At 41.7% G+C, this 24,475-nt stretch carries 16 protein-coding genes; 5 read left to right on the top strand and 11 right to left on the bottom strand.

Annotated features, from left to right (window positions below):
* The first annotated feature begins 2 nt into the window (after positions 1-2).
* From QZ738_RS14205 to QZ738_RS14185, 5 genes are all read left to right on the top strand, one after another.
* Positions 3-1,424: a PKD-like family lipoprotein gene (locus QZ738_RS14205; protein ID WP_293788418.1), complete on the top strand. Its 1,422-nt coding sequence runs from the start codon at positions 3-5 to the stop codon at positions 1,422-1,424.
* A 20-nt stretch (positions 1,425-1,444) separates the two neighbouring features.
* A complete protein-coding gene (locus QZ738_RS14200) occupies positions 1,445-2,845 on the top strand; it encodes a redoxin domain-containing protein (protein WP_293788417.1) in 1,401 nt (466 codons plus the stop codon).
* Between the two features lie 14 nt (positions 2,846-2,859).
* Positions 2,860-3,948: a TlpA disulfide reductase family protein gene (locus QZ738_RS14195; protein WP_293788416.1), complete on the top strand. Its 1,089-nt coding sequence runs from the start codon at positions 2,860-2,862 to the stop codon at positions 3,946-3,948.
* Positions 3,945-5,621 (top strand): trypsin-like peptidase domain-containing protein, encoded by a 1,677-nt coding sequence (locus QZ738_RS14190; RefSeq protein WP_293788415.1) that lies wholly within the window; start codon positions 3,945-3,947, stop codon positions 5,619-5,621. Before QZ738_RS14195 ends, QZ738_RS14190 begins: the two co-directional genes overlap by 4 nt.
* A gap of 290 nt (positions 5,622-5,911) precedes the next feature.
* The gene (locus tag QZ738_RS14185; protein ID WP_293788414.1) at positions 5,912-8,374 is read left to right on the top strand and encodes a glycoside hydrolase family 95 protein; all 2,463 of its coding nucleotides are present in this window, start codon (positions 5,912-5,914) and stop codon (positions 8,372-8,374) included.
* Positions 8,375-8,462: 88 nt separating this feature from the next.
* Here QZ738_RS14185 and QZ738_RS14180 read toward each other — a convergent pair whose 3' ends face one another.
* The 11 genes from QZ738_RS14180 to QZ738_RS14130 all read right to left on the bottom strand — a co-directional run bounded on the left by QZ738_RS14180 (position 8,463) and on the right by QZ738_RS14130 (position 24,457).
* The gene (locus QZ738_RS14180; RefSeq protein WP_293788413.1) at positions 8,463-9,530 is read right to left on the bottom strand and encodes an alpha/beta fold hydrolase; all 1,068 of its coding nucleotides are present in this window, start codon (positions 9,528-9,530) and stop codon (positions 8,463-8,465) included.
* Positions 9,530-11,512: a TlpA disulfide reductase family protein gene (locus tag QZ738_RS14175; RefSeq protein ID WP_293788412.1), complete on the bottom strand. Its 1,983-nt coding sequence runs from the start codon at positions 11,510-11,512 to the stop codon at positions 9,530-9,532. Before QZ738_RS14175 ends, QZ738_RS14180 begins: the two co-directional genes overlap by 1 nt.
* A 51-nt stretch (positions 11,513-11,563) precedes the next feature.
* Entirely contained in the window at positions 11,564-12,961 is a 1,398-nt protein-coding gene (locus QZ738_RS14170) for a RagB/SusD family nutrient uptake outer membrane protein (RefSeq protein ID WP_293788411.1), read from the bottom strand.
* An 11-nt stretch (positions 12,962-12,972) separates the two neighbouring features.
* Positions 12,973-16,557 (bottom strand): SusC/RagA family TonB-linked outer membrane protein, encoded by a 3,585-nt coding sequence (locus QZ738_RS14165; protein ID WP_293788410.1) that lies wholly within the window; start codon positions 16,555-16,557, stop codon positions 12,973-12,975.
* A gap of 41 nt (positions 16,558-16,598) precedes the next feature.
* Positions 16,599-17,618, bottom strand: a complete 1,020-nt coding sequence (locus tag QZ738_RS14160; RefSeq protein WP_293788409.1) for a FecR family protein — start codon at positions 17,616-17,618, stop codon at positions 16,599-16,601.
* 172 nt (positions 17,619-17,790) lie between these two features.
* Positions 17,791-18,408, bottom strand: a complete 618-nt coding sequence (locus QZ738_RS14155; RefSeq protein WP_293788408.1) for a sigma-70 family RNA polymerase sigma factor — start codon at positions 18,406-18,408, stop codon at positions 17,791-17,793.
* A gap of 178 nt (positions 18,409-18,586) precedes the next feature.
* A complete protein-coding gene (locus QZ738_RS14150) occupies positions 18,587-19,174 on the bottom strand; it encodes a contractile injection system tape measure protein (protein WP_293788437.1) in 588 nt (195 codons plus the stop codon).
* 137 nt (positions 19,175-19,311) lie between these two features.
* Positions 19,312-19,779 carry a phage tail protein gene (locus tag QZ738_RS14145; protein WP_293788407.1) on the bottom strand — a complete coding sequence of 156 codons (468 nt, stop codon included), beginning with the start codon at positions 19,777-19,779 and terminating at the stop codon, positions 19,312-19,314.
* Between the two features lie 34 nt (positions 19,780-19,813).
* Complete coding sequence (locus tag QZ738_RS14140) at positions 19,814-21,397, bottom strand: phage tail sheath C-terminal domain-containing protein (protein ID WP_293788406.1); 1,584 nt, start codon at positions 21,395-21,397, stop codon at positions 19,814-19,816.
* Positions 21,398-21,871: 474 nt separating this feature from the next.
* Positions 21,872-22,303, bottom strand: coding sequence for a hypothetical protein (locus tag QZ738_RS14135; RefSeq protein ID WP_293788405.1), 432 nt, complete (start codon positions 22,301-22,303; stop codon positions 21,872-21,874).
* A gap of 123 nt (positions 22,304-22,426) precedes the next feature.
* Positions 22,427-24,457, bottom strand: a complete 2,031-nt coding sequence (locus QZ738_RS14130; RefSeq protein ID WP_293788404.1) for an NPCBM/NEW2 domain-containing protein — start codon at positions 24,455-24,457, stop codon at positions 22,427-22,429.
* Between the last annotated feature and the right edge of the window lie 18 nt (positions 24,458-24,475).

Raw genomic sequence — 24,475 nt, 5'->3', positions numbered from 1 at the left:
TCATGTTAAAAATAAAATATTGCATTTGCTTATTACTGATATGCTGTGCCACCTTATGGTCCTGCAAAAAAAGTCAGAACTTCAATTACAAGGAATTAAATGAACTGGAGATTAAAGGTGACAATGCAAACTTGTCTATCGTCCAGTTTGATACCCTTAAAATCAATCCGCAGATTAGCCAAAGCAAGCCTGCGGGAGAAGGATTTACCTATCAGTGGAAAATTTACTCCGTCTCTCCGGTAGAAGGAATTGATGCAAAAGTTCTGTCTACCGCTCAGGCATTAAAAGCGGTAATCAGTTATCCACCTTTAAAGGATGGTTATAACCTGGAATACAAAATTACCAATTCAGCAACTGGTGTATCCACATTTAAGATTTATACTGTACGGGTTAACAGCGCGTTTGGTAAGGGATGGCTGGTGAGTAACACGACATCGGGAAATGCCCAATTAAGCTTTATCCGTTCAGATTATAGGGTATTTTATAACCCGGCCGGCGCTGTGAATCAGGCCACGTTTCCTGGAAATGCTATCGCGGCTAATCTTTTCTATAATAATGACGGGAGCCGCTTTGGACTAAGTTTTTTTACTGATAAAGGAAGTTACCGCTTTGGTGCAAACGATTTTTTAGTTTCAGGAAAATCAACCATTAGTTTTACACCGCTGAAAGATAAATTTGCTTTTAGTGTATCAAAGTTTACAACCGAAGAATATTTGATTAATGATGGAAGCCTTTACGCAGCCTCCATGCTTAACGAACCTGCAAGTGTTACTTACTCAGCAAGATTAGAAGGAGACTATAACCTCTTTCCCAAAGTGATCACCAGCGCTTTATTCTCTACCTATTTTTATGATAACAAGTACAAACGCTTTATGTATGTACCATTCGGCAGCTTTAGTTTAATACCAACTTTCGGTTCTCCTTCTGCCCCTTTTAATATTGGAGATACGCGTATGTTGATGGTAGGCGCTATGGACGGCCTCAAAACAAACTCATCAGAAGATTTCTTCTTTGTGATGCAGGATACCAATGGCGATCGCTTTCTTTATTCATTATCAGGTGCATCGCCACGCCTCAATCAAAAAATGTTGAATAGCCCGGAGATTGCTTCCGCCAAATCATTTGCGGCTTCGCTAGCCTTAAGGCAGATATATTATGCTACAGACAATAGCATTTATTTGTATGATATCCTCGCGAACTCGGCAAAACTGCTTTACACCTTCCCGTCAGGTACACAAATCAAACAAATCCAGATGGATCAGACGGACAGCAAAACGCTGGTAGTTGCCGCTAACCAAACGGCTGGAGGATCAGTATACTTCTTCAAGATCAGTAACCTTGGGACTATTGTTAACGGAACTTATGATCAGAAAATAGATGGTTTTGGAGAGATTTCATCCATAAGTTATCGCAGGGCCAATTAAACTAACCTATTAAAAAAAATATGTTTCGTAAAACTATCATTTGTTTAAGCCTCACGATAAGCTGTTTCACCCAGCTATTAGCGCAAAACACCCGTGATCTTAAAAAAGAGCTGGAAGGGCTGAAAAGCATTCAGGATACCGTGGTACTCAATCAAAAATTATCGGCACTCGCTACCGGATCTGAGGAAGACCTAATGCTACTTACGCAATATGGGCTTGAAAAAGGCTGGTCCCGTAGTCAATGGGACGAACTTGCTGCGAAACGCATGCCTAAAGAACAATTTGCCTTTAATAAAGCACAGGAAAAGTTTTTTGCAGAAAGAGATTTGAATAAAAAGCTGTCCATATTGGCTTCCATCAAAAAGCAGTTTCCCAACCAAAAATATGGCTATAACTATGCTTTATTGGCTGGCGATTATGCCAGAGCAGGCAACTTTAATCAGGCCATGGCTTATTTAGAAAAAACAAAAGACCAGGATCGCGTAATGGCCTGGTCTCAACTGGCTTTGGTAAATGACCCTAAAATTTTAAAACAGGTTGTCTTAAGCGTAGACCAAACCTTATTGCAAAAAAAATTGCCTCAAGAAGAGCGAATTGTACTCCTGAATATGAAGCGTTATCTTCTGGAGCAAAAGCAAGATTATAAAAGTGCGGCCATCATTGCTAAAAAGATATTAGATCTGACGCCAAATCCTACTCAGAATGAAATTGATCATTACAGCATTTTACTAAGCAAAAGTGGCAATTATCGGGCAGCTTTTCCGGCACTGGAAAAAATGATCAACAAAGAGACTGAGGATGAAGAAATCAAGAGTGAATATAAAAGGGCTTACCAATTCATGTATCCGAACAGAGATGTAAAAGCACATCTTGATTCTATCGAAAGTTCAAGAGTGAAACAGTATGAAGCCAAATACAAGAATTATAATGGTGAAAACCTGATTAAGGAAAAAGCACCGGAATTTGAACTGCTGGATGCCAACGGCAATACGGTATCATGGAAAGATTTTAAAGATAAAATCATGGTAATTGATTTTTGGGCCACATGGTGTATGCCCTGTAAGGCAGCACTACCAGGTATGCAGCTATTGGTAGATCAATACAAAAATGATCCGGAGGTGAAATTTCTGTTCATTCACACCAAAGAAATCACTGGCGAATCTTTTAGTAAGGTAAGAGACCAATCGCAGGCATATTTTAAAGCACATGATTTTACACTCCCCCTTTATATAGATTTAAAAGACAAGGATACCAAAAAAAATAAAGTGGCAGATTGCTTTAAGGTGAGCGGTATACCTCATAAAGTGATCATCGATCGCAATGGCTTTATCCGATTAAACAGTGTAGGATTTGCGGGTTCAACTCCTGATCTGGTAGCAGAAATGACCGCAGTTATTGAGAAGGTTAAAAAATTAAATTAATTAACAATAAAATAGTGAAGAACAAAATTTATCTTCTTTTAATGTTGCTGGTTTTTTCGGTAAAGAGCCAGTTGCAAGCACAAATGCGGTTGAGCGGCCAGGTGGGCGGATGTAATGCCGATAGCATATCTCTGAGTTATATGCTTAAAGGGCAAACATATAACTATCGGATCCCCGTTAAAAATGGCATGTTCACCGTAACAGCACCAATCGATACGCCTGTTATGGCAACATTAAAACTTCCCTTTCAGGGGCAAAGTTTCGACTATCCTTTTTTTGCGGAACGTGGAGAACTGAAGCTACGCGGAAGCGTAGACAATCTGGATTCCATTATCAATCTCAGCATTACCGGTGCCCCTACCCAAAATGTATTTAATTCCTACATAAAAGCAAGGATGTCTTTAATCAAACAGGCAGACAGCCTGGATGCGATAATAGCCAATGGTAACGCCGATTCTACTGTATTGAAAACAAAACTGTTTAAAATCGGACAAATGATTTCAAGCGGCCTGGCCGAGCAATACATCAAAAATAATCCGAAAAACTATGTAAGTCTGCATCTGTTAAATCTACTCATCGGTTCCAGGATAGATTACGACAGGGCAAATGCACTATTCCAGGGCATTGATCAGTCCTTAAGAAAATCTTCAGCAGGGATATCAGTAAAAAAAGATCTCTCAGTTTTACAACTCTCGGCAACCGGAAAACCATTAAAGTCGTTTAGCATACCAGATTTAGACGGTAAAATGGTTACCCTGGCTGATTATAAAGGGAAAACTGTACTGGTAGATTTCTGGGCAAGCTGGTGCGTACCCTGCAGACAAGAGAATCCTAATTTATTAGAGAATTATAATAAATATCATGCAAAAGGCTTTGATATTCTGGGCATATCGTGTGATAATGATGTTGACAAATGGAAAAAAGCTGTAAATGAAGATCGTCTGCCTTGGAAACAGGTTAGAGATTGGGAAATCCTGAAATACTATGGTTTACAATCCATCCCATCCAATTTTCTTTTGGATGGGAATGGCAACATACTCGCCATCAATCTTCTGGGTGAGGAACTCACACAAAAATTAGATCAAATCTTTTCTGAAAAATGAGAATTTTTTCAAAAACAGCTTGCCTGTTGTTATTTTTTTCTCATCTGGCGGTGGAGACACCAGCGCAGCAAGAGATCAGATCAGCAAAAAAAATAGAAAGTTTGTTGCGTAAAACGAGCTCGGAAGTGGCTGATGCCTGCATTAAACTGGTGATCAGGGACACCGTGGCAGATCGGGACTTCGGAGGATTTAGTGGGGTAATTGTTTCTTCAGATGGCACCATATTAACTGCTGCGCATTCTGTTCAACCTAACCATCGGTACCGGGTAGAATTCCCCGACGGCCAAAAAGGGATAGCCACTGCTTTAGGAAAGATTGCATTGGATGCTGAAAATAAACAATTCGACCTGGCGATGCTTAAAATGGAAGGCAAAGGCTCCTGGCCGTTTGTAATGATGGCTGATAACAGAGCCCTGATCTTAGGAGAAGGCTGCCTGGCCATCTCCTATCCTGGTAGTTTTTTTCAAACTAAACCCAACCTCCGTTTCGGACGTTTGACCAATTTAGATGCCGGTGATGGCTTGATAGAATCTACCTGCAAAATGGAACCCGGGGATTCAGGAGGTGCGCTATTCGATTTACAAGGTAAATTGATTGGTATCCGTGATAAAATTCAGGTCAATGAGGATGAAAATTTTGATATTCCGGTTAATCTATTTCGCCAATATTGGAGTGCGCTACAGAAACCAGTTAATTACCGCCGGTTACCAGCAGCCGAACCGCTTCCACTCCTAATAGCAAGCAAGCGTTTTACGGTGGCTTCGCCTGCTCATTTCTCACAGCTAGGACTTAAATTTACAAACCAGGTTACTACCTTGCATAGTACAAAGGGCAATGCGCAACAGCAAATCCTGGCTACCGAAATCAGCATGGAGCAAAAAGGCCGGCAACAGACATTATGGCTCAGTAAAAGTTCCATGCTTGGCGAACAGCCTTGGATGATGTACAACGGTGCAAAAATTCAGCTGAATGTAATCAGCCGGGATCCTGACAATGACCTGGTACTTTTAAGTGCTCCTGACAGTATCAATAATTTCCATGGTTTGAAACTCGGGAAAGTCAAATGCAAACCGCTAAGTCCTGTCGATCTGGGGAGATTTTTATATTCACCTATAAGTCCTGAAGATTGCAAAACAGGGATTATAAGCACAGTAGAAATCAAGCTACCACTACTTTTTAGCCGTGCGCAATTGGGGGCATTAGTATTTGAAGAAGCCGGTAAAATGATGGTGAAAGATATTGCACAAAATTATCCTGCTGAACAAGTATTGAAAATTGGTGATCAGATTATATCGATAAACGGGAAAGTAATACCAAACGAACAGGTTTATCAACAGGAAATGAATGGTCTGGTAATGGGCGATCACCTTACTTTAGGAATCATAAGAAACCATAAAACCTCTATAGTTGATCTTGATTTTAACGAAAGACCAAAGCGCGACATTGCGCAGCGCTATAAAGGGAAAAGAAGTTTACGCTCTGATGGTTTCGAAAAAGTATTTGTTCAGGATGCTGCCATCCGATCAGATGAGTGCGGAGGCCCTGTTTTCGATCGAAACGGAAACTTTATGGGCATTAACATTGCCAGGCATAGCCGAACAGCTACGATTATCCTACCCTTGGATGTAATTCAAAAATCAATTGCAAAAATGATGGACTCGGCTAAAAGCTGATCGATTTTAGCGCATCAAATTGAATAAATATCCTAATGACTATGCAAAAGTCTCAATATTTGAGACTTTTGCTGTTTATAAACATTTCTAAACACGGCTTTGGCAACAACAAAAATTGAATGCCTTTGCGTGTCAAAGGAAAAACGATTAACCTCGGAATAGTGATAAAAAATGTCGGTTTCAGATAAATGTGTAATACCTGTACAAGACTATCTTTGAAAAACAGATCAAACACATTTAACCAATAAATTCAAGGATACTTACTTCAAGTATTTTATAAACTTTTTTCAATGAAGTTAAACATAACGAACAGGCTTCTGGGCATTTCAATTCTATTTAATATCAGCTTTGGTTATGCCCAAAACCAAAGTACTCTATCCCAATGGCCCAATAATAAAACTTTATGGTATACAGCACCGGCCAAAGTATGGGAAGAAGCCCTGCCCATCGGAAACGGCCAGTTTGGTGCCATGATTTTTGGCGACCCGCTAAAGGAGCGGCTGCAGCTTAACGAAATTACGCTATGGTCTGATCATCCTCAACCTGATGCAGACCGTGCAGGTGCCTTTCAATATCTGGACACGATCAGGAAGACTATCCGAAACAAAGATTATAAAAGGGCGCAACAGTTAACCCGAGATCATTTTACCTCGCCTGCGCCTTATGACGCTTCTTATCAGACATTGGGTGATTTAAATATAAAGTTTAAACTGCCCGACAACAAACCAGTGCGCAATTATCGCCGCTGGCTGGACATAGATCAGGCCACTGCCGGTGTTTCCTTTTTAGTGGACGGTACGCAATATCAGCGCGAACTATTTTCAAGTGCGGCAGATAAAGCAATCATCCAACGTTTAACCGCGTCGAAAAAAGGCAGTTTAAGCGTTAAACTGAGTTTAAGCCGGTTGGAACGTGCGCAAACCAAATTTGTTGCGCCAAACAAACTCATCCTGACCGGAAATGCCGGAGGCAAATTAACCTATGAGTTGCAATTGACGATCTTAAATAGCGGTGGTACGGTGAAAGCATCAGGTAACGAATTAGACGTAGAAAACGCTGACGAGTTACTGATTATGATGACCGCGGGAACATCCTATGTACCTGATTATTCCAAATTGTTTCAGGGAAAAGACCCGCACGCTCTGGTTTCGCAACAAATGGCCAATGCCCTCGCCAAATCCTATACCACGCTGAAACAAAATCACATCAAAGAATACCAAAAATATTTCCGTAGGGTAAATTTTGAATTGGGATCGAATAAGGTGCCAAACCTACCAACCGACCAGCGCCTTAAAAATTATGGTAACGGATTGGCTGATCCATCTTTTGCTGCGCTTTTTTATCAATACGGTAGGTATCTGCTGATTTCATCCAGCCGTCCCGATAATCTGCTCCCTTCCAACTCGCAAGGTTTGTGGGGCGATGGGCTTGACCTACCCTGGAAATGTGATTATAAATCAAACATCAACTATGAGATGAATTACTGGCCTGCCGAACAAAGCAATCTGTCGGAGATGCACCTGCCCATGATCAGGCTTACCCAAACCCTGGTAGCACCCGGAACCAAAACGGCTAAAACCTATTATGGCCCGGAAACACCCGGCTGGTTTTACGGTTATACCACCAATGGCTGGGCCTGGACCAGCCCTGGAGCTGATTTGCCATGGGGCGTTTTTAACGGAGGTAGTGGCTGGGCCTGCCAACATTTATGGGAACATTACGCGTTTACCAGAGATAAAGCCTATCTTAAAAGTATTTATCCGACCTTAAAGGGTGCTGCAGAATTTTATATGGCTACCATGGTTAAAGATGAAAAAGGTTTTTTAATCACCTCGCCTTCTACCTCACCCGAAAATTATTTTATTACGGATGATAAGAAGAGCGGCAGCGTTACAGAAGGTGCAACGATGGAAAAATCAATCATCTGGGATCTACTGAATAACGTCTCTCAGGCGGCTTCAGCACTCAATGACGATAAAGCCTTTCAAAATCGCGTACTCAAAACCCGCAATCAGATCAGTCCTCTAAAAATTGGTAAAGCCGGGCAATTAATGGAATGGAACGAAGACTGGGACCTCAACTCTAACGATCCGCACCACAGGCATGTTTCACATTTATTTGCCCTTCACCCAGGGAGGCAGATTACCGCATTAGGTACACCTGAACTGTCAAAGGCTGCGAAAAAAACACTTGAATTAAGAGGAGATGATGGTACCGGATGGTCTATTGCCTGGAAAGAAAACTTTTGGGCCAGGTTAAGGGATGGGGATCATGCGCATAAGCTCCTATCCAATCAACTGCGTGCCACTTACCAAACCGAAACCATCATGGCAGATGCCGGAGGCACCTACCCCAATCTTTTCGATGCTCATCCACCCTTCCAGATCGATGGAAACTTTGGAGCCGTATCCGGCATGACGGAGATGTTGCTACAAAGTATGGAATCTTATACCTGTGCAAATGGTCTGGATGCTTACATCCTTGATTTACTGCCGGCATTACCATCTGCCTGGCCTGATGGATATATTACCGGCTTAAAAGCCAGAGGTGGTTTTGAAGTATCGCTGAAATGGAAGGGCGGAAAACTGCTTAGCGGAACCATTAAATCATTAAATGGAGAGCCGCTTAAAATCAGAACCTCAAATCAAATTAAAATTAAAGGTGTAAATGCAATAGCCAGGAAAGTAGATGGTAATTTTATGTACAGCACAACCTCCAAAAAAGGCACAACGTACTTAATTTCATCAATATGATGGATAGAGGATATCAATCAGTTATTTTGAAATTTTAAAAGATAAGGTCGGCGCAATCCTGCTTACCGACCTGTCATCATTAACTAATCTAAAATCTTTTCTTCAACCAATTGACGATGACCGTCATGGCGACTTCTGAAAAGCCTGTCTTAATGGTAGAAATTTCAGACTGATTGCAGGTAATACAAGGCAAAAACAAGTGATTTAAATTAGGGATCAGCACCGTTTCTACGTTGGTATTTCCACCCTGCCGCGGATATTCTTTCCAATGCTGCAGGTTTTCCTTTCCGGCCACCATCAGGTCCCGGTCACCATTTAAAGCCAATATGGGTACCTTAATCCTTGAAAGGGTTTGTACGGCATGATATTGAATAAAAAAACGGTACCATGAACTGGTAGCCATTTTCACATAACTGTATACGGGAAAGCGGAAATGATCAAAAGGTTGATTCAACGATTTGAAATAAGCATCATCCTTTACTTTCCACAGCTGATAGGTTTCATTTAACTTTGCCTCCATATTGGCTGAGTCTGCATACTTGTAGGCCGTTTGAAACATCAGTTCATTGATCTGATTAGAACGGGCTTTGTCGTAATCGGGAAGTTGCGAGTTTGCAACCAAATCTCTATTCTGTCGAATCAAGGCATCTAATCCGTTTGAAGCTAAACCGGCAATACTAATCAGAAACGCCACCTGTTTACTTTTTGCCGCTGCAAGACTGATGGCCATTCCTCCCTCACTATGACCCAGCAAACCAATCTTTTTGGCGTTAATTTCTTTACGGCCCCGTAGATAGGTTACCGCGGCAAGGGCATCATGAGCAAAATCGAGCGTAGTAGCCTGCTCGTAAACACCGCTGGTTTTACCAACGCCACGATCATCAAGCCGGAGTACGGCATAACCGTTTTTGGATAATCCATCTGCAATATCCAGAAAAATCTTGTGCCCACCCATCGTACCATCACGGTCTTGTTTTCCCGTACCGGAAACAATTACAATAGCCGTAAATGGTCCCTTACCCGCTGGAATGGTTAAGGTGCCACCGTAAGCAATGCTGTCTTTACGAAAAGTTACTTCTTCTGAACGATAGCTTTGCGAAAACGCAAAATTGACACCTAATAGCAGCGCGAATAGCAATCCGATTCTTCTTTCCATTAGTTTGCACTTTTAGTCAATTCTATCAAACTGGAAATTTCGTCGGCCAGCGCCGTTGCACTTCCGCCATAACCAATGGAAATAAACCTTAAAAAACCATTTCGATCAATGATCAGTTTTTGCGGAATCCCCGAAATACTAAAGGTTTTGGCTATACGGCTGAATACTTCGTCATTGGTTTTAGCGCCTTCACTCTGGTTGTCAAATAAAACTTGGAAAGGATATTGGTTTTCTTTGATATACCTGGCCACTTCTTCCCGAAAGCCAGCTTTATATTCTTCTGTATCAATAAATAGGAAAACGACATTCGGGTCTTTTTTATACTTCTCTACAGCCAGTTTCATACCGGGAAAGGACGCTTTGCAGGGTACACACCAGGTTGCCCAGAAATCCATTACAATGGTTTTGCCCTTAAGACTGGCCAGGGTAACGGTATTTCCTTTCATATCTTTCATGCTCCACTCCGGCATTTCCTTTTTAATCATCCGGGCTTTTAATTCTTCCTGGTTTTTTTTCGAATCTACCGGATTCTTCAGCGACTCCAGATAAGCCTCAAAACCGTCAGCTGTTTTTTTTCTTTTGATGTACAAAGCTTTGAGCATGGCCGTCATTCCCGTTGAACTTTGATTTTCGAACATACTTTTAATGAGCAGTTTTTCAAGTTCTGCATTTTTTCCGAGTTTCTGAAGTGCAATAGCCTGCTCATTATTTATAGCAGCTTGCTTATAATGCTGAATTTGTTGTGCCTCTTGTGTAACGCGAAGCGCCTGAGCATAAAGACCAGCTTTATTTAGTAAACCAGCGTATATCCTTGACACATTAAGTACAAAAAGCCGTTGATATTCTTTCTGCCATTCTATTGGTGAAAGATAAGCCATACTTTCCGGCTGATGTATTTTGAAGTATTCAAATCTCTTCACCAACAGATCTGAATATTCTTTTAAGCGGTTCAGATTACCTTTATCATAAGGAATCTGGATCAGCTTATAATACACATTCGGCAGGGCTTCGAACGATAAGGAATCTACATAATGCGCCACTTCGTTCCCATTCGGATGTTGCACGGCCCCAAACACCATGATGTTCTGATATACCATACCATAACTGATCCGATTCTGGGCATCGATTTCCGGGCTGCTTTGATGTTCGGGGAAATCTTCCAGAAACTTTTCTGAGGCAGCCAAAATTGTAGCTATATCACGGCTTTGTCCAATATTTTTATAGGCAGCAATCCGGGCGAGGCTTCCTTTTGGAAAACGTTGCGCCCAGACTTTTTCAATAGAATCAGCCAGATTGTTATCATTCAAAAGATATTGTGCTATCCGGCGCCCGTTAAATAAATCCAGTTCAGTAGCCTCAGGCCTTTTCAAATAAGCCATTACCCGCTGTAAACGCGGCGTTGCACTGTCTTTATAGGTGTTTTTTAGAGCTGAAGCGTAGGGATAAGCCAGCACAGACTTTGATGGCTGATTAAAACTAATTTCCTGGTTAAGCCAATGATAGGTAGCCGAATCGCTAATGCCTTCGAATTTGATATAATTCGGGATATCCATGCCATATTTTGGTGAACGGGCCATGCCCCAACCGGCATAACCACCTGGCGCAATCAGCCCTTTTCGTTTAGCGTCAGATAACATCACAAAATAGCCCTGCTCCTTATTGTTATCGGTAAGTTCTCCGGATGTAAATTTAAAACCCAAAAAACCACAATCTGCGGGTACATTAAAAGTTGCTTTCCAAAGGTTTTGTACGCTTTCCAATTTTAGGTCAGCAGCTTTCCATTTGTAATTAATATACTGGTAAACAACTGCATTTACCTGCTTTTTACCTGAAAGTGCTGTTTGCGAAGGATCATAGGTAATGGTTAACGGTTTACCACTTTCAGGCCTTTCAGGAGCAACCTTAAACGCTGAAGGAGATTGCGCAAAAACAGCAAGGGAGAACGCCGTTAAGATATGCAGAAACAAGATTTTTTTTGACATGTTCTTTAATTAACGGCACAGTAAAAACTGTGCCATGGAATAAGTAATAAATTAAGGGTTTTGCTCCAGTTCAGGGTTTAATGAACGGAAGTATTCGGCAATTGGAAATACATATCGGTTACTGTTTGGCGCCAGTGTGTAGGTGGTGCCATTAAACACACGTGTGTAAGTTCGCTGGAAATTTGTTTGATTATTTAACCTCCGCATATCCCACCAGCGAAGCGAAATGCCAAAAAATTCGCGGCGGCGCTCATCAATCACCTTGTTCAGGGCATCATTCGCATCAGTAGCCGTTAAGGGTATATAATCTGCAGTTTTAAATCTTTTAATCCGAAGGTTGTTTACCCAGATCATTGCATTGGTCGCATCACTGGCACGTGCATAAGCTTCAGCACGGATCAGCATCATCTCCGGTACAGAAGGTCCTTCATTACGGGTCTCTCCTATCGCACGTTCTTTGGTGTAAACCCTGCCGGTCAAGCTGGAGGATACGCTTGCTGCCGCCGTGGTAAATAAAGTATAACGCTGATCTTTAGTACCTAGTAAACTGAACCATTCGTCACTAGGTTTTAATACAGTAGGAAAAAAGTTCAAAGAACTGTTAGCCGGTACCTTGGACAACAGAATTTCTGGATCTGTGATTCTTCTGGGGTAATTTGCACTGCTCACAGTTGTAATCGTTGACAGATCGTTCAGGGTACTTCTTAATCTGAGTGCTTCATCTGCGTATTTGCCAGCGTTTACATAATCATTCATCAAAAGATAGCAACGGGCCAACTCGCCGTAGGCCGAAGCTTTTGAAGGAAGCGTATTGTAGGCCTGCGTTTCTGGCAAAACCGGGAGTGCTTTGGTAAGATCACTAATGATCTGGTTATACACCTCCCGCACAGAAGCACGGTTTAGCTTCTGACTCAGAGTTTGTACCAGGATTAAGGGTACACCCAAATCAGTTCCTGCAGTTGCAGCATTGTAAGGTTTCGCATAGGTATTTACCAGATTCAGATAAGTATCTGCCCGGTGTACCAAAGCTTCAGCGGTTAAGGCATCTTTTTCTGCCTGAGTGCCATCGCTGCCTGGCAATTCATTAATGATGGTATTACAATTTAAAACATTATTGTACAAACGGATCCAGTTTGGATCTTGTTCAATATTTGATCCTAAAGGATAGATAACCGGCTGCCAGGTATAACTGGCTAACAGATAGTTGTAATTCAGCGATCCTGAAAGTGCGGTTTGTTGCGCGGCGTCATTCAGGTTGATATCCGACGAAGCGAAATCAGACAGGTTGGCTACCGTTTCAAAATTGGAAGTATTGTTTAACAGATATCGGTAATTGATAGTTTGATTGGGTACCAGCTGCCCCTGGGTTTTAATATCAACGAATTTCTTACATCCGGCCAATGTGCCGGTAGCTAAAAGAAAAGCAAGAATTTTATATTTTAGAGTCATTATCGTTTTGGTTAAAAGTTCACATTAAGGGATAAGTTATAGGATACCGGCGAAGGAAGTCCCAATGTAGACGAATTTAAACTACCGGTAAAATCAGGATCAAGTCCTTCTTTGTTGGCTTTCCAGATCAAACCTAAATTTCTTACCGAGAAGCCCACATTGGCAGCCCTCATAAATTTTAATTTTTCTACCGGAATCTGGTAACTTAAGGATAACTCACGCAACCGGATATAATCACCCTTTAATACGTTAATGTCTGATTGCTGATAGCGCAATAAACTGATTGGTGCGAAAGCTCCTGCTGCACCTGGTACATTAGTAAAGGCCTCATCACCTGCTTTGGTCCAACGTCTGGTGATATCTTCATGCAGATCATACTTGGTACCCTGGCGGGAAGAAGGATAGGCAGAAATGGTTGGGCGCATGAAAACGTTACCAAACTGATAAGTGGCTACCGCCATTAAGGTAAATGCTTTATACCGGAATGAAGTATTAAAACTACCAAAATATGGTGGGGTTTTACGGCCCACATAGGCTAAGGCATCAATAGAGGTTACATTCTGATTGGCGGCAACCTTGTTTCCATTCTGGTCGTATACCTGTGTTAATCCGTTGGCATCTAAACCGGCATTGCGGAACACAAATATTTTATCCGATGCATAACCATCTAAAGGCACCCCGCCGAATGCAGGATTGGAAAAAAAAGAAGAATTGACAACAAAACGCGTATCGGTTATCTCGTTTGTATTATAGGCAAAATTCAGCCCGGCGTTCCACTCATAATCCTTTTCGCGGATCATAGTGCCATTCAGATTGAACTCCATACCATGCCCCGATAAAGAAGCGGTGTTTCTAAAAATACTGGTAAAACCATAAGTTCCGTTAATCGGGAACTCGTAAAACAGGTCTTTCCCCCTTTTGCTGTACACATCTACCGAACCCGACAAACGGTTATCCCATAACGCAAAATCAACCCCTAAGTTGGCCACATTTGTTTTCTCCCATCTTAACTCCGGATTGGCCGGGGCTATAATACTGGCATTCGGTAAGCCGGTAGCAGCATCGCCAGAACCTAAACTGATCCAGGTAAAAGGATAAGTATTTGTGGAGATATTTCCGTTTACACCATAAGTTGCCCGCAAACTCAAGCTGCTTAGCCAATTTTCATGTTGTAAAAAGGATTCTTTTTTGGCATCCCATTTTAAACCTGAAGACCAAAGTGGCGTAGCACGGAATTTACGATCTACCCCAAAGTTATTGTAATCATCATATCGCACACTCCCTGAAAGGGTATATTTTCCTTTATAGGTATAGGCAGCGTTACTGTAGTAAGAAAGGTACCTTCTTACCTTATCCTGTTGTGTCGGATTACCTGCCAAGCCCTGGTTATAACCCTGAACGGTGGCATAAGGTGTAAAGAAATTTACCGCTCTTGAAATCCCGTTTCCGGTATTGTAACCATAAAGCACATTTGTTCCCTGCCCTGCTTTGGTTTGGCGGATCTCAGAACCGGCAATCATGGTTAATTGGTGATCATTGCCAAACGTACGGTCGTAGTTTAACTGCCCTCGTAAGGTATAGTTGTTGTTACTACCATTCATATTGCTTAAGATCCCACTACCTGGGGCCAGTCCGATGCTGTTTGCCGCTCTGCCTGAAGTAGGTATAGGGGTGTAGGTGTTTACCAAATTGCGGTAATAAAAAGTTGATTCGTTATAATAGTTTTTGGTGTAACCAAAGCTTCTTTCATTGGCAAAAAGAGCATTTGCAGATAAACCTTTAAAGATCGGAACATTCAGGTTCAGGTTGAAATTATAATTGTTTTCATTTTGTGAGTTGTCTACGTTATCCATCTCATCAAGCACGTTGTATTTCCAGTTCAGGAAACCCTGGCTTTGCAGGTTCTCTACCCAGCCGGCGTAATAAGCAGTAGAATAAGCCACGCGGTTGCCGTTGTCACCTACGAATTGATTATAAGGCATAAAGGTACTGGCTGATGGTGAGAACAGATTGGTAAGGCTTACCGCGCCGGTTTTATACTTAAAGAAGGAGGCCCTGAAATTTGCCGATAATGTGGCTACTTTAAACAATTTGAAATTATTGTTCATGGCTAAAGTTAAACGCTGGCCTTCAGTACCTTTAGTATAAGGATTTTCTTTACTGTAGGAAGCAGAATAGAAATAATCACTGCTCTTACCTCCACCGCTTACCGAAAGGTTGTATTGCTGGTTGTTGGAAGGCCGTAAAAGGTAATTATCTATTTGCGAACGGTTATCTCTGGCGCCCAGGCGGCCGATGGCTGCATCATAGGCAGCTTGAGTAATCGTTCCGGCCTTTAATTTGAAAGTCAGGTCGGTTGCTTCAGCAACAGGGCCACTTAAAGCAGAGGTCGCGCTGGGCGCAAAAATTAAATTTTTGGCCACTAAATCTTGCTCATAAGCAATTGTCTGTGCAGCATTCATTGTTTTAAGGTAACCCAAATCCGGACGATTGGCTATGGCAGCCGTCATGGAAAAACTGATGGTTGGTGCCTGCCCCGTTTTACCTTTTTTGGTTGTAATTACGATTACTCCATTTGCTGCACGGGTTCCCCATATAGAAGCTGCCGCAGCATCTTTCAAAAACGAAATGTTGGCAATATCATTTGGGTTGATAGTTGCTAAATCTAATTCCATAATGGCACCATCTACTACTACCAACGGAAAGCTTTCTCCTTTAAGGGTATTATTGCCCCTGATTTCCATGTTGTAATCAGCCCTCCCTAATGAGCGGGTTGAAGAATTGATCCCTTGCTGCGTAGTCCCATAAGTAAATATGTTGTCAGAGTTTAAGGTAACCTTTAATCCTGGAACCTGTGATTCTAAACGCTGCACCACGTTAGGGGTAGGGATTTTTTTAAGGTCTTCTGCAGTTACTCCAAATGCCGCTCCGGTTGAACGTTCTTTAGGCAATACCTGGTAACCATTAGAAACGATGTTTACATCCTGCAATTGATTGCCTCCTGCAGGCGTGAGCGATACATTGAGATTGGCGGTATTGGATGTTACCGGTAGATTGCTGGATTGGTAACCGAGGTAAGAAAAACTAATGGAAGTGGTATTGTTCGGCAAAAAAATCGAATACTTTCCGTTTCCGTCGGTAGTAACTGCCCGGTTAGATCCGTTGGATTTGATGGTCACTCCAGGCAGCGGATTACTGTTTTCATCCGTAACCTGTCCGGAAATAAAAAATTCTGTTGTGTTGCTACTATTCAGTTCAGGTAAAGCCATTTGGGCATTTTCCGCTAATGCTTTGGCATCTCTGCTTACGATGGTATAATTTCCTTCGCTTACATACAGGAATAACAGGTTATTCGGATACAATACATTTTTCAGCGCTTCATCTACCGATTTTGCCTTCAAACCTGCCGCAGAGGCTGTTTTTCCCTGTATAATACTGTGTTCGTAAGCAAACTTGGTTTTGTATTTTTTCGAAATGGCATCGAGTGCCTGTTGCAGGCTAATTTGCTGATCTTGAGCAGCCGCGTGGAAAGCAGCACCAAAAGACAGCAATACCACCAGTAAAAAATAAAGGGGTCTGGTAAAGTTTTTGTTCATGTTGATTAGTTTGGTTGTTTGTTGATAATATGGGCGGGCATTTATCTGCGTTTGAGATAAATAACCTTGCCTTGTTTTTGGATATTTACATTTAAGATATGGCTCAGGGTAAACAGCAAGCCCTCTTCACTTTTGATCGAAATGCTGCCATCAATCTTTTTCTCGCCAAGTGCCGGATCATCCAGAATCACCCGGTACCCATAAACATCTTCGAAATTTCGCAGGATTTCATTAACCGTGGCTTGATTGACGACTAATCGACCGTCTGTCCAGGCTGATTGCTGTAGCGAACCTTGTTTCTCTGCTGTTAGCAAACCATTGCGACTATTTACCTGTACCACATTTCCAGGATACATCTGATATTGCTGTCCGCTTTTAACTGATCGTACCGATACGCTACCTTCAACCAGCGCAACATGAGCCATACCACGTCTTTCCTTTATATTGAACGTAGTACCTAAAACCCGCACTTCTATCGTGCTGGTTTCCGCCTTAAACAATTCGCCGGGTTTAATATGGGCGGCGTTATGATTGAGGTGTTTAACTTTAAAATAGGCTTCACCTTCCAGTTTAACCGCCCTGTTTCCTTTCCAGGCATAAGCCCGTGGATAACTCAAGGTAGAGTTGGCATTTAAAATCACTTCAGAACCATCTGGCAACGCAATCCTTTTTTGTTCGCCAAATGCCGTATGGATACTCACGGTTGAATTCAGGAACCAGCCGATAAATAATGCCACCATTAAACTGGCAGCCAGCCCCCCTGCCCAAAAATATTTTTGCCTGCTGATTTTTATTTTTTTGTGGTCCTTTGCGATAGACTGATGAATAGTGACCAAAAGATTTTCTTCCAAACCGGGAGAAGCTTTAAAGGGCTTTGGACTGAGCACTAGTTGCAGCTGCAATTCCGCATCCGAAAATGCAGCCAGGTTTTCAGGTTGTGCCTTCTGCCAGTTTTCCCAGAAAAGCCCGTCTTCCGGCAGCTGATATTTAACATAACGCAGAAAATCGGGATCTTCTAAAAAATCGTTTATCGTGAAGGTGGTGTAATCTTGTTTGGTCATAAAACAGTGCGACCAATGGTGGCCATACGATTATACAAACAGAAAAGAAAATAAAATTACCCCATGGAATTTTAATTATTTTTAAAATATTTTCTTGCGGGCAACGGATAGTACAATAGCACCTCGTTATGCTTTATTACTTAGTGGAATAAGCATAGGCTTGGTTATTAGCTTATTTAAGAATACCATTTATATAAAGTCTGTTGAATTCCAGCAAGAGCAATACCATTGAGGTTTTATCCACTTTCATGATCTCGCGTAAGGCATCCAACGCCCTCGCGCTAAGCTTATAAGTACCCTTGGTGGTCAGACCCATAATTTCTGCAATCTGGCTATAATCCAGTTCTTCGAAATATTTAAGATAAATGATCTCTTTCTGCCTGGGGGTGAGCTGGTTCATCGCTGCAGCAAGTTTTGCAGTCTTTTCGTGTATTTCTTCTTTGCGGATATAGGCAGATTCCAGCGTAAAGTTTAAATCAAAAAGGTATTCGTCGTTGGCTTCCACTTTTTCATATTTCGATTCCTTTGTCCGGTGGTTCACGATGGTATTGCGAAGGGCAGCGAGCAGATAATAGCGGATCTGTGTTGTTGGATTGAGTTTTTTTCTGTTCTCCCAAAGTTTAACAAAAAGATTATGCAGACAATCTTTTACCTCATCTTCTTGATGGAGCATGCGCATCCCATATTGGTATAATGCCTGAAAATGCGCCTTATAGATTTGATCCAGGGCATCTTTCTCGCCATTAAGCAGGCGGGACCAAAGGACAGTATCAGAAAATTCAGGCTTCAAGTTTGACTGTTGATAACCAAAGATACAACTCCTTTGCAAAAAAGGGATTTAAGAGGAGATTTCTTTTAGGGAATTTAGCTGAAAGCATTACCCCAGGTGTATAACATCATATTCACGTTTTTGCGAGAATCGTCAAAAAATAAGACTTAAAATCCGATTATTCATCTGGTTTTCATTTTTAATATGGCCATTGAACATACAAAGGTTTACTCATCCATGGGTATTTGATTAAAGAGAAAGTAAAAGGCGATTGATTCAGGAGCAAATCATAAGCTCTTTTTTCAATAAACAGCTCCCATTTATCATCATATTCAACCAATATCCCCTCTCTGATGAGCCAGTTGCCCCTAAAACCTTCTGTAGATGTTGATCCAATAGCGTTCCAATGTCCAGCCACGGCCCGCAAAAGCTGTTCAATCAGTTCAATATCTTTCGAACTGATTTCTATTTTGTTGACAACAGGCCCGCAAATCTGAACGCCGCATAAAACCTTATTCAGGGCGAGGTAATGCGCTTCGGTTTCCGTTAAACCAGTGGCTACAAATTGAAGGTACTGAATGGCGTCAGCCGGTTTATCCTGCAAGAAAAATCCATGCGCATCGGTAAGGCCTAGGCGTTGAAAAAGCATTGGGAGATAATGGTTAATTAACACTAACCCCGCATTTTTTACAGGAATGCCTTCTTTTACTGTTTCTGTTGTATTGCTCATCAAAAAATTAGGATATTTTTCTTGCTTGCTCCATTTTAGGGGATCCTCGGAAGAAATGGTTATTAACTGATATTCAGTCCTGGTTTCTTCAACAAACGCTAATCTTCTACGCCCCGACGAAATGACTGTTAAGCTCGAAAAGCGACATCTTCTCCTTTGAAAGCAAATTCAAAAATAAAGCCTGCCGCATATTCTTACCGGCCATTGGCAATGGTGAGTTGTTCGTATGCAATTTCCATGGTATCAATGGCTACCTCATCACCATCCGATTTCAGATCGGTACTGGTTATTTTGGTTGGCCATGCATTGCCTAACGACCATTGCATGGTTACATTACCGCTTTCATCCAACAGCTTAATCAGGATGGTTCTTCTGTTAATCGTATTCATCTTAATTTCGGCCAACCAGCTCAAAAGGTTCCTGTCATTTACAAAAATCCCCCTTTTCAGGGTTACCTGACCATACTTCGTAATACCAGGCATTTTTATGGTCGAAAAATGCTGACTATCGCCTGTTCTATAATCAATGATTGGTGTTTCCATATTTAATCCCGAAACTTCCTCGAAGGCTACACCTTTTAATTCTGTTCCAAAATCTACCTCAAACCTAAACCTCGGCATAGGCCACGTTGAGCCTTGCTTGTTGCCATCATCTGTCATCATTTTATATTTTAAACTGAATATTATTGTGAGATCATCATAAACGCTGTACCTGCATCTGCTGTTGGATCGTGAACTCGATAAACTGCGCGGGGCGGGTTGGCGCTACACTTATTGCCACTGTCATGATACCTTTCAATATATCATCTCCCGTCATAGTAGTACCTAAGCCACAGTCTACCGAAAAAGCATCGGCAGGTGTTGCTCCCATTAACCCGCCTTCTTTCCAAATGTTGGTTAAGAAACTGCTGAGCATTGATTTAACAGCATCCCAGGTCGTGTTATCATTGGGCTGAAAAACATATGTACGACAGGCCAGTTTACACGATTGTTCCAGAAAAGTCATGGTTCTCCTTGTCGGGATATATCTCCAATCCTGACTATTGCTATCTAAGGTACGCGCCCCCCACACTAAAATGCCAATGCCTTTAAAAGAGCGGATGGCGTTTATTGATTTCCCCGAAACGGTATCTATATTTAAGTTGGCATGCTGGTTTTCTGATAAATTGATAGGAAGTGATGTTGCGCCAACAATACTTACATTTGCAGGTGCCTGCCATGGCCCATAATGGTTATCGATATTGGTAATGATGCCGGCCATAGCACCGCTTGGAGGCAAAATATTGGCAACAGCAAGCACCTGATTGATGATATTACGATAAGTTTCGCTGGCATTGATTAGCGCATTATGGTATTGTGCCACCGTTAACCTTGTACCCGAAGGATTTTCAATATTGGCTAAAATCTGAGCCGCAGCCGGATTGGGATGATCGGCCGGATTTAGCAAAGGAGCCAGTTGTTTCGTATCACCACCAAAAAGATTCGTATAATCGATATCTGATGTTCGCATCGTGGTGGTACCAATAAACGGATAATATGCTGCTCCATAATCAAGCCCAACTTGCCCAGTATTGTCTCTGAACGTCTGGATATCCTCTGTATACAAAATCGGATCAGGGTTTCTACCCCCAATTACATCAAATACAGACATGGCTGTTTGTGTTTCCTTACACTGTAGTAACATGGCTCGCATTAATGCGCCGTTATCTGCTACAGAGAGCAAAGTTGCTTCGGGGCAGATGTACATGGTTGGCTCCTGTTCGTTCACTAATAAGGCCAATCCATCTGTTAAATCTTTCAGTTTTACATTGGGATTAATCAGTTGCGTTCCTAAAGCCATGGGGCTATTTAATGGGGCGCCATAGGTACCGACAGAAACAATATAAGCGTAACCACCACCATTTTCATAGAACATTTTTACGCTATTGTAAAGGTAATAAATGGTATTAGGATCAGGAAGAACCGAATAATAATTGCTATTGATGACCACGTAACCGGGATCAGTTGGTTGTGATTGCTGTTGCAGCAGGTAATACCCCGGATTATACTGTTTCACCTCACTAGCGGGTGCCGGTGCATCGGGATAGCAAAAAAATGCTTTAAACTCGGAAAAAGAGGAGATTTTTTGCGCTACATGGGCATAAGATTTTCCCTGGTACATGGCCTGTGGTGTATAACCAATAAAAGCAGGTACTGCAGATGCAACCGGCACTACCGAATTGGAAAAAGCGTCAAGCTCGTTGATGTAAACCCCGGGAGATTTAATATTAGATGGAGACATAAAATTTGTTTTTTAATGATTGATGATTTTGAAACATATTGGTCACGGATCAATTACAACATGATTAATTTCACATCCTTATCACCTGTTCGGCCGCATTTGTCATGATAAACAAAATTAGCATAAATGTGTAGAAACAGGTAACTGTTTCGATTATTTACGGAGTGGGTACCAAATACTTGTAGTCAATTTTAGCGACATGCATTAACAGTAAATCATTATAACTGTTTATTTGCTTAAATCAAAACTCCATAAATTTTTAACAGGTAATTTTCCGGCAGCTACCTGGGTAAAGATTGAACGGCTATGTATGCCGGATGCAAAACCGGAAGTAGAACGGATTGCCTGCTTGCCAAAATAGCAGGAACAGATAGCTTCTGCTTCCAATAAATTAGATAGGTAGTAAAAAACTGCTATTTAGGTTAAAATGACCATTAAACGATGCCCCTTTTAAAATAAAAATGATCCGACATTTCACTCTACATTGCCTTTATAGGCTACCTGATCTTTTAAATAGAGAACTGATTTTTTCGCATCATAACGGCAACTATCATTACCATAAATCAAATCTCCGGATTTATTTAAAAGTATGGAGTGCTGATCATCATCCGGAAGAAACAACTCTATCCTGGATTGGTCATCACTCATCAGCACAAAAGCACTGGTCACCTCTTTATCCTTTTGAATGGCGACCGGATTCAATCGAAATCCTGCATTGAAAATTTGTATACAATCATTTTTCAATTTGCTCCAGGTATATCCGGCTGATCCGATACAACCATGCTCATCCTGGTCTGCTCCAATATTTTCAGCAGCTTGCCTATCTTTCTGTTCTGAATTGCCGGCTCGTTCTCCACAGGCAGAGCATAACATCAGTCCAATCACCACTATTGCTAATCTGTTCATCTCAATCATTTAAATTTTAGACCATAAACAATAAATATGCCAGCAAAAACACGGTTACCCATCGTCATTCAACCGCAGTCTAAAATCCGAAGCTTAGCGAAACCAAATCTTCTCAACCGGATTTCAATAACGCTGCATGTTTGAAAACTTATACAATAACACCCCATGTGCCGGCACATTCAGCTTTATTTTTGAAGTTTTAGTGTCTACTGTAGCAACTTGTTTCTGTCGCCAAAGATCTCTTACGGTAAAACGTCCTTTTAATCCCAATTTTTCAAAATCTGCATAATTCATATCTACAGGCTCTGTCCCGAAATTACAGAAACCGATGGCCATCCCTCCATCTTCCAGCATTTTAACATAAATCCTCAAATCGCCAATGGTTTGCAGACAGATACCCTGTTTCCCCAATGGATCCTGATTGATTTCGATCACTTCATCATTGGTAAGCAGGTTTAAGGTAAAATCATCCAGCTTTTCCATATCGCAACCTATTAATAACGGTGCAGCGAACATACTCCATAAACTAATATGCAAATATTGTTCATCTGGTTTGAGCTTACTCGGGTGAGGATTTCCCCAGCCAACCTGCCCCACTACCAACATGTCGGGATCGTTCCAGTTGCCTGGTTTGGCATAAGGTGCTGCTTGATCTTGTGCCAGTGCAATACTTTTCACGCTAGCCCAGGTGTCAGTAATATCATTGGTGGTTCTCCAGGCACTTCCATGCACTTCATCTCCCCATTTCCAAACATCAGACATTCCATACTGGCACAAACTAAAGACAATATCTCGTGACTGGGCGCGCAAATAATCGCCCATCATTTGAAATGGTTTGACCGCGGTATTTAATTTTTCGCCGCCTTTATATGATAATGATGAAACTTTATAAGGATCATGATCCGGCAAACCATCAATTACGTTGCCATAACTGCACCAATCGTATTTTAGATAATCAAAACCCCATTTGGCATAACTTTCGGCATCATTTTTTTCATAGCCGTAACTACCTGCACAGCCTCCACAGGTCCACGGGCCGGGGCTGGAGTATAGACCGATTTTCAACCCCAGTTTATGCACATCATCAGCAAGACCTTTCATGTCCGGAAATCTTTTGTTGGTGATAATATTTCCTGCATCATCCCGGAATTTGCCTTGTAAGTCAGGATTTTTTGAATCTCGGTTATTTTGCCAAAAGTCGTCAATGTTGATGTAAGTCCAGCCGTGATTAACCAACCCGCTCTTTGCCATGGCATCAGCAGCACGTTTTATCTTATCTGCAGATACCTCGTGAGCAAAACAATTCCAGCTATTCCACCCCATCGGCGGTGTGAGCGCAATGCGATCACCACACACTATTTTAAACTTTCTTTCGGCAGTACCTTTTGCATTTTTAGCCTTTAAAGTAACGAGATAAGTTCCTTTTTGAGTAATCTTCCCTGTAATTACACCAGTATTCTTGTCAATTTTGAGTCCTCTTGGCAAATTTAAGGCAGTAAAAGTTAAGGGTCTTTCGCCTGTTGCCGTAACCCGGTGCTGAAACGGAGATCCCGGTCTGATTCCAAATACCTTTGCACCTGTAAGTTTGGGAAAGGCTGTTGGTTTTGGCGTTAATATATAAGGAATAGAGGAAATTGGGTTATATGTTTTAAAGGTATTTACCCCTATCGCTTCAAATTTGGCATCTGCCCAGTTTACATGATCATAATAATTGCCATTACCTCCATCTGTAACCATCAGTTTCAACCTTTTTATCCCATCCAGGTTAACCTTGCATGATTTGGCTTCTTCACCCAATTGCATTACCCCACTGCTCCAAAGCCGCTTCCCATCGCCTGTAACTATAAATTCAGCTGCTGGCTTTTGTCCTTTCACTTCATCATCAATGCCTACCATAGTAGAAAAAGACTTTGCCTTTCCGTCTAAAATAATGGTTAACTGGCTGGTTGCATGCGTACCAAAACCTCTTTCGAAGGTTTTGCCTGCTATCGTCATTGTTTTACCATCCACTGTTTTGTTTTTTCCGGGTGTTCCATATCCCTGGGTTGCACTACTTAAGTCTAAATCATCCAACCAAACAATTTGTGCAGACGATTGAGCGATGGCCGAAAAACTTAACACGACCAGGCTTAGGCTTAACATGAGGTACTTCATTGATTTCATTAGGATTCC

It is taken from the genome of uncultured Pedobacter sp., from assembly GCF_913776295.1.
GTDB lineage: Bacteria > Bacteroidota > Bacteroidia > Sphingobacteriales > Sphingobacteriaceae > Pedobacter.
The sequence above is the reverse complement of the archived record's forward strand: the minus strand, read 5'-3'. Positions and strand labels throughout refer to the sequence as shown.

Coding starts and splice junctions, on each gene's coding strand:
- QZ738_RS14205 (WP_293788418.1), top strand. CDS start 3: ATGTTAAAAATAAAATATTGCATTTGCTTATTACTGATATGCTGTGCC.
- QZ738_RS14200 (WP_293788417.1), top strand. CDS start 1,445: ATGTTTCGTAAAACTATCATTTGTTTAAGCCTCACGATAAGCTGTTTC.
- QZ738_RS14190 (WP_293788415.1), top strand. CDS start 3,945: ATGAGAATTTTTTCAAAAACAGCTTGCCTGTTGTTATTTTTTTCTCAT.
- QZ738_RS14185 (WP_293788414.1), top strand. CDS start 5,912: ATGAAGTTAAACATAACGAACAGGCTTCTGGGCATTTCAATTCTATTT.
- QZ738_RS14180 (WP_293788413.1), bottom strand. CDS start 9,530: ATGGAAAGAAGAATCGGATTGCTATTCGCGCTGCTATTAGGTGTCAAT.
- QZ738_RS14175 (WP_293788412.1), bottom strand. CDS start 11,512: ATGTCAAAAAAAATCTTGTTTCTGCATATCTTAACGGCGTTCTCCCTT.
- QZ738_RS14170 (WP_293788411.1), bottom strand. CDS start 12,961: ATGACTCTAAAATATAAAATTCTTGCTTTTCTTTTAGCTACCGGCACA.
- QZ738_RS14165 (WP_293788410.1), bottom strand. CDS start 16,557: ATGAACAAAAACTTTACCAGACCCCTTTATTTTTTACTGGTGGTATTG.
- QZ738_RS14160 (WP_293788409.1), bottom strand. CDS start 17,618: ATGACCAAACAAGATTACACCACCTTCACGATAAACGATTTTTTAGAA.
- QZ738_RS14145 (WP_293788407.1), bottom strand. CDS start 19,779: ATGATGACAGATGATGGCAACAAGCAAGGCTCAACGTGGCCTATGCCG.
- QZ738_RS14140 (WP_293788406.1), bottom strand. CDS start 21,397: ATGTCTCCATCTAATATTAAATCTCCCGGGGTTTACATCAACGAGCTT.
- QZ738_RS14135 (WP_293788405.1), bottom strand. CDS start 22,303: ATGAACAGATTAGCAATAGTGGTGATTGGACTGATGTTATGCTCTGCC.
- QZ738_RS14130 (WP_293788404.1), bottom strand. CDS start 24,457: ATGAAGTACCTCATGTTAAGCCTAAGCCTGGTCGTGTTAAGTTTTTCG.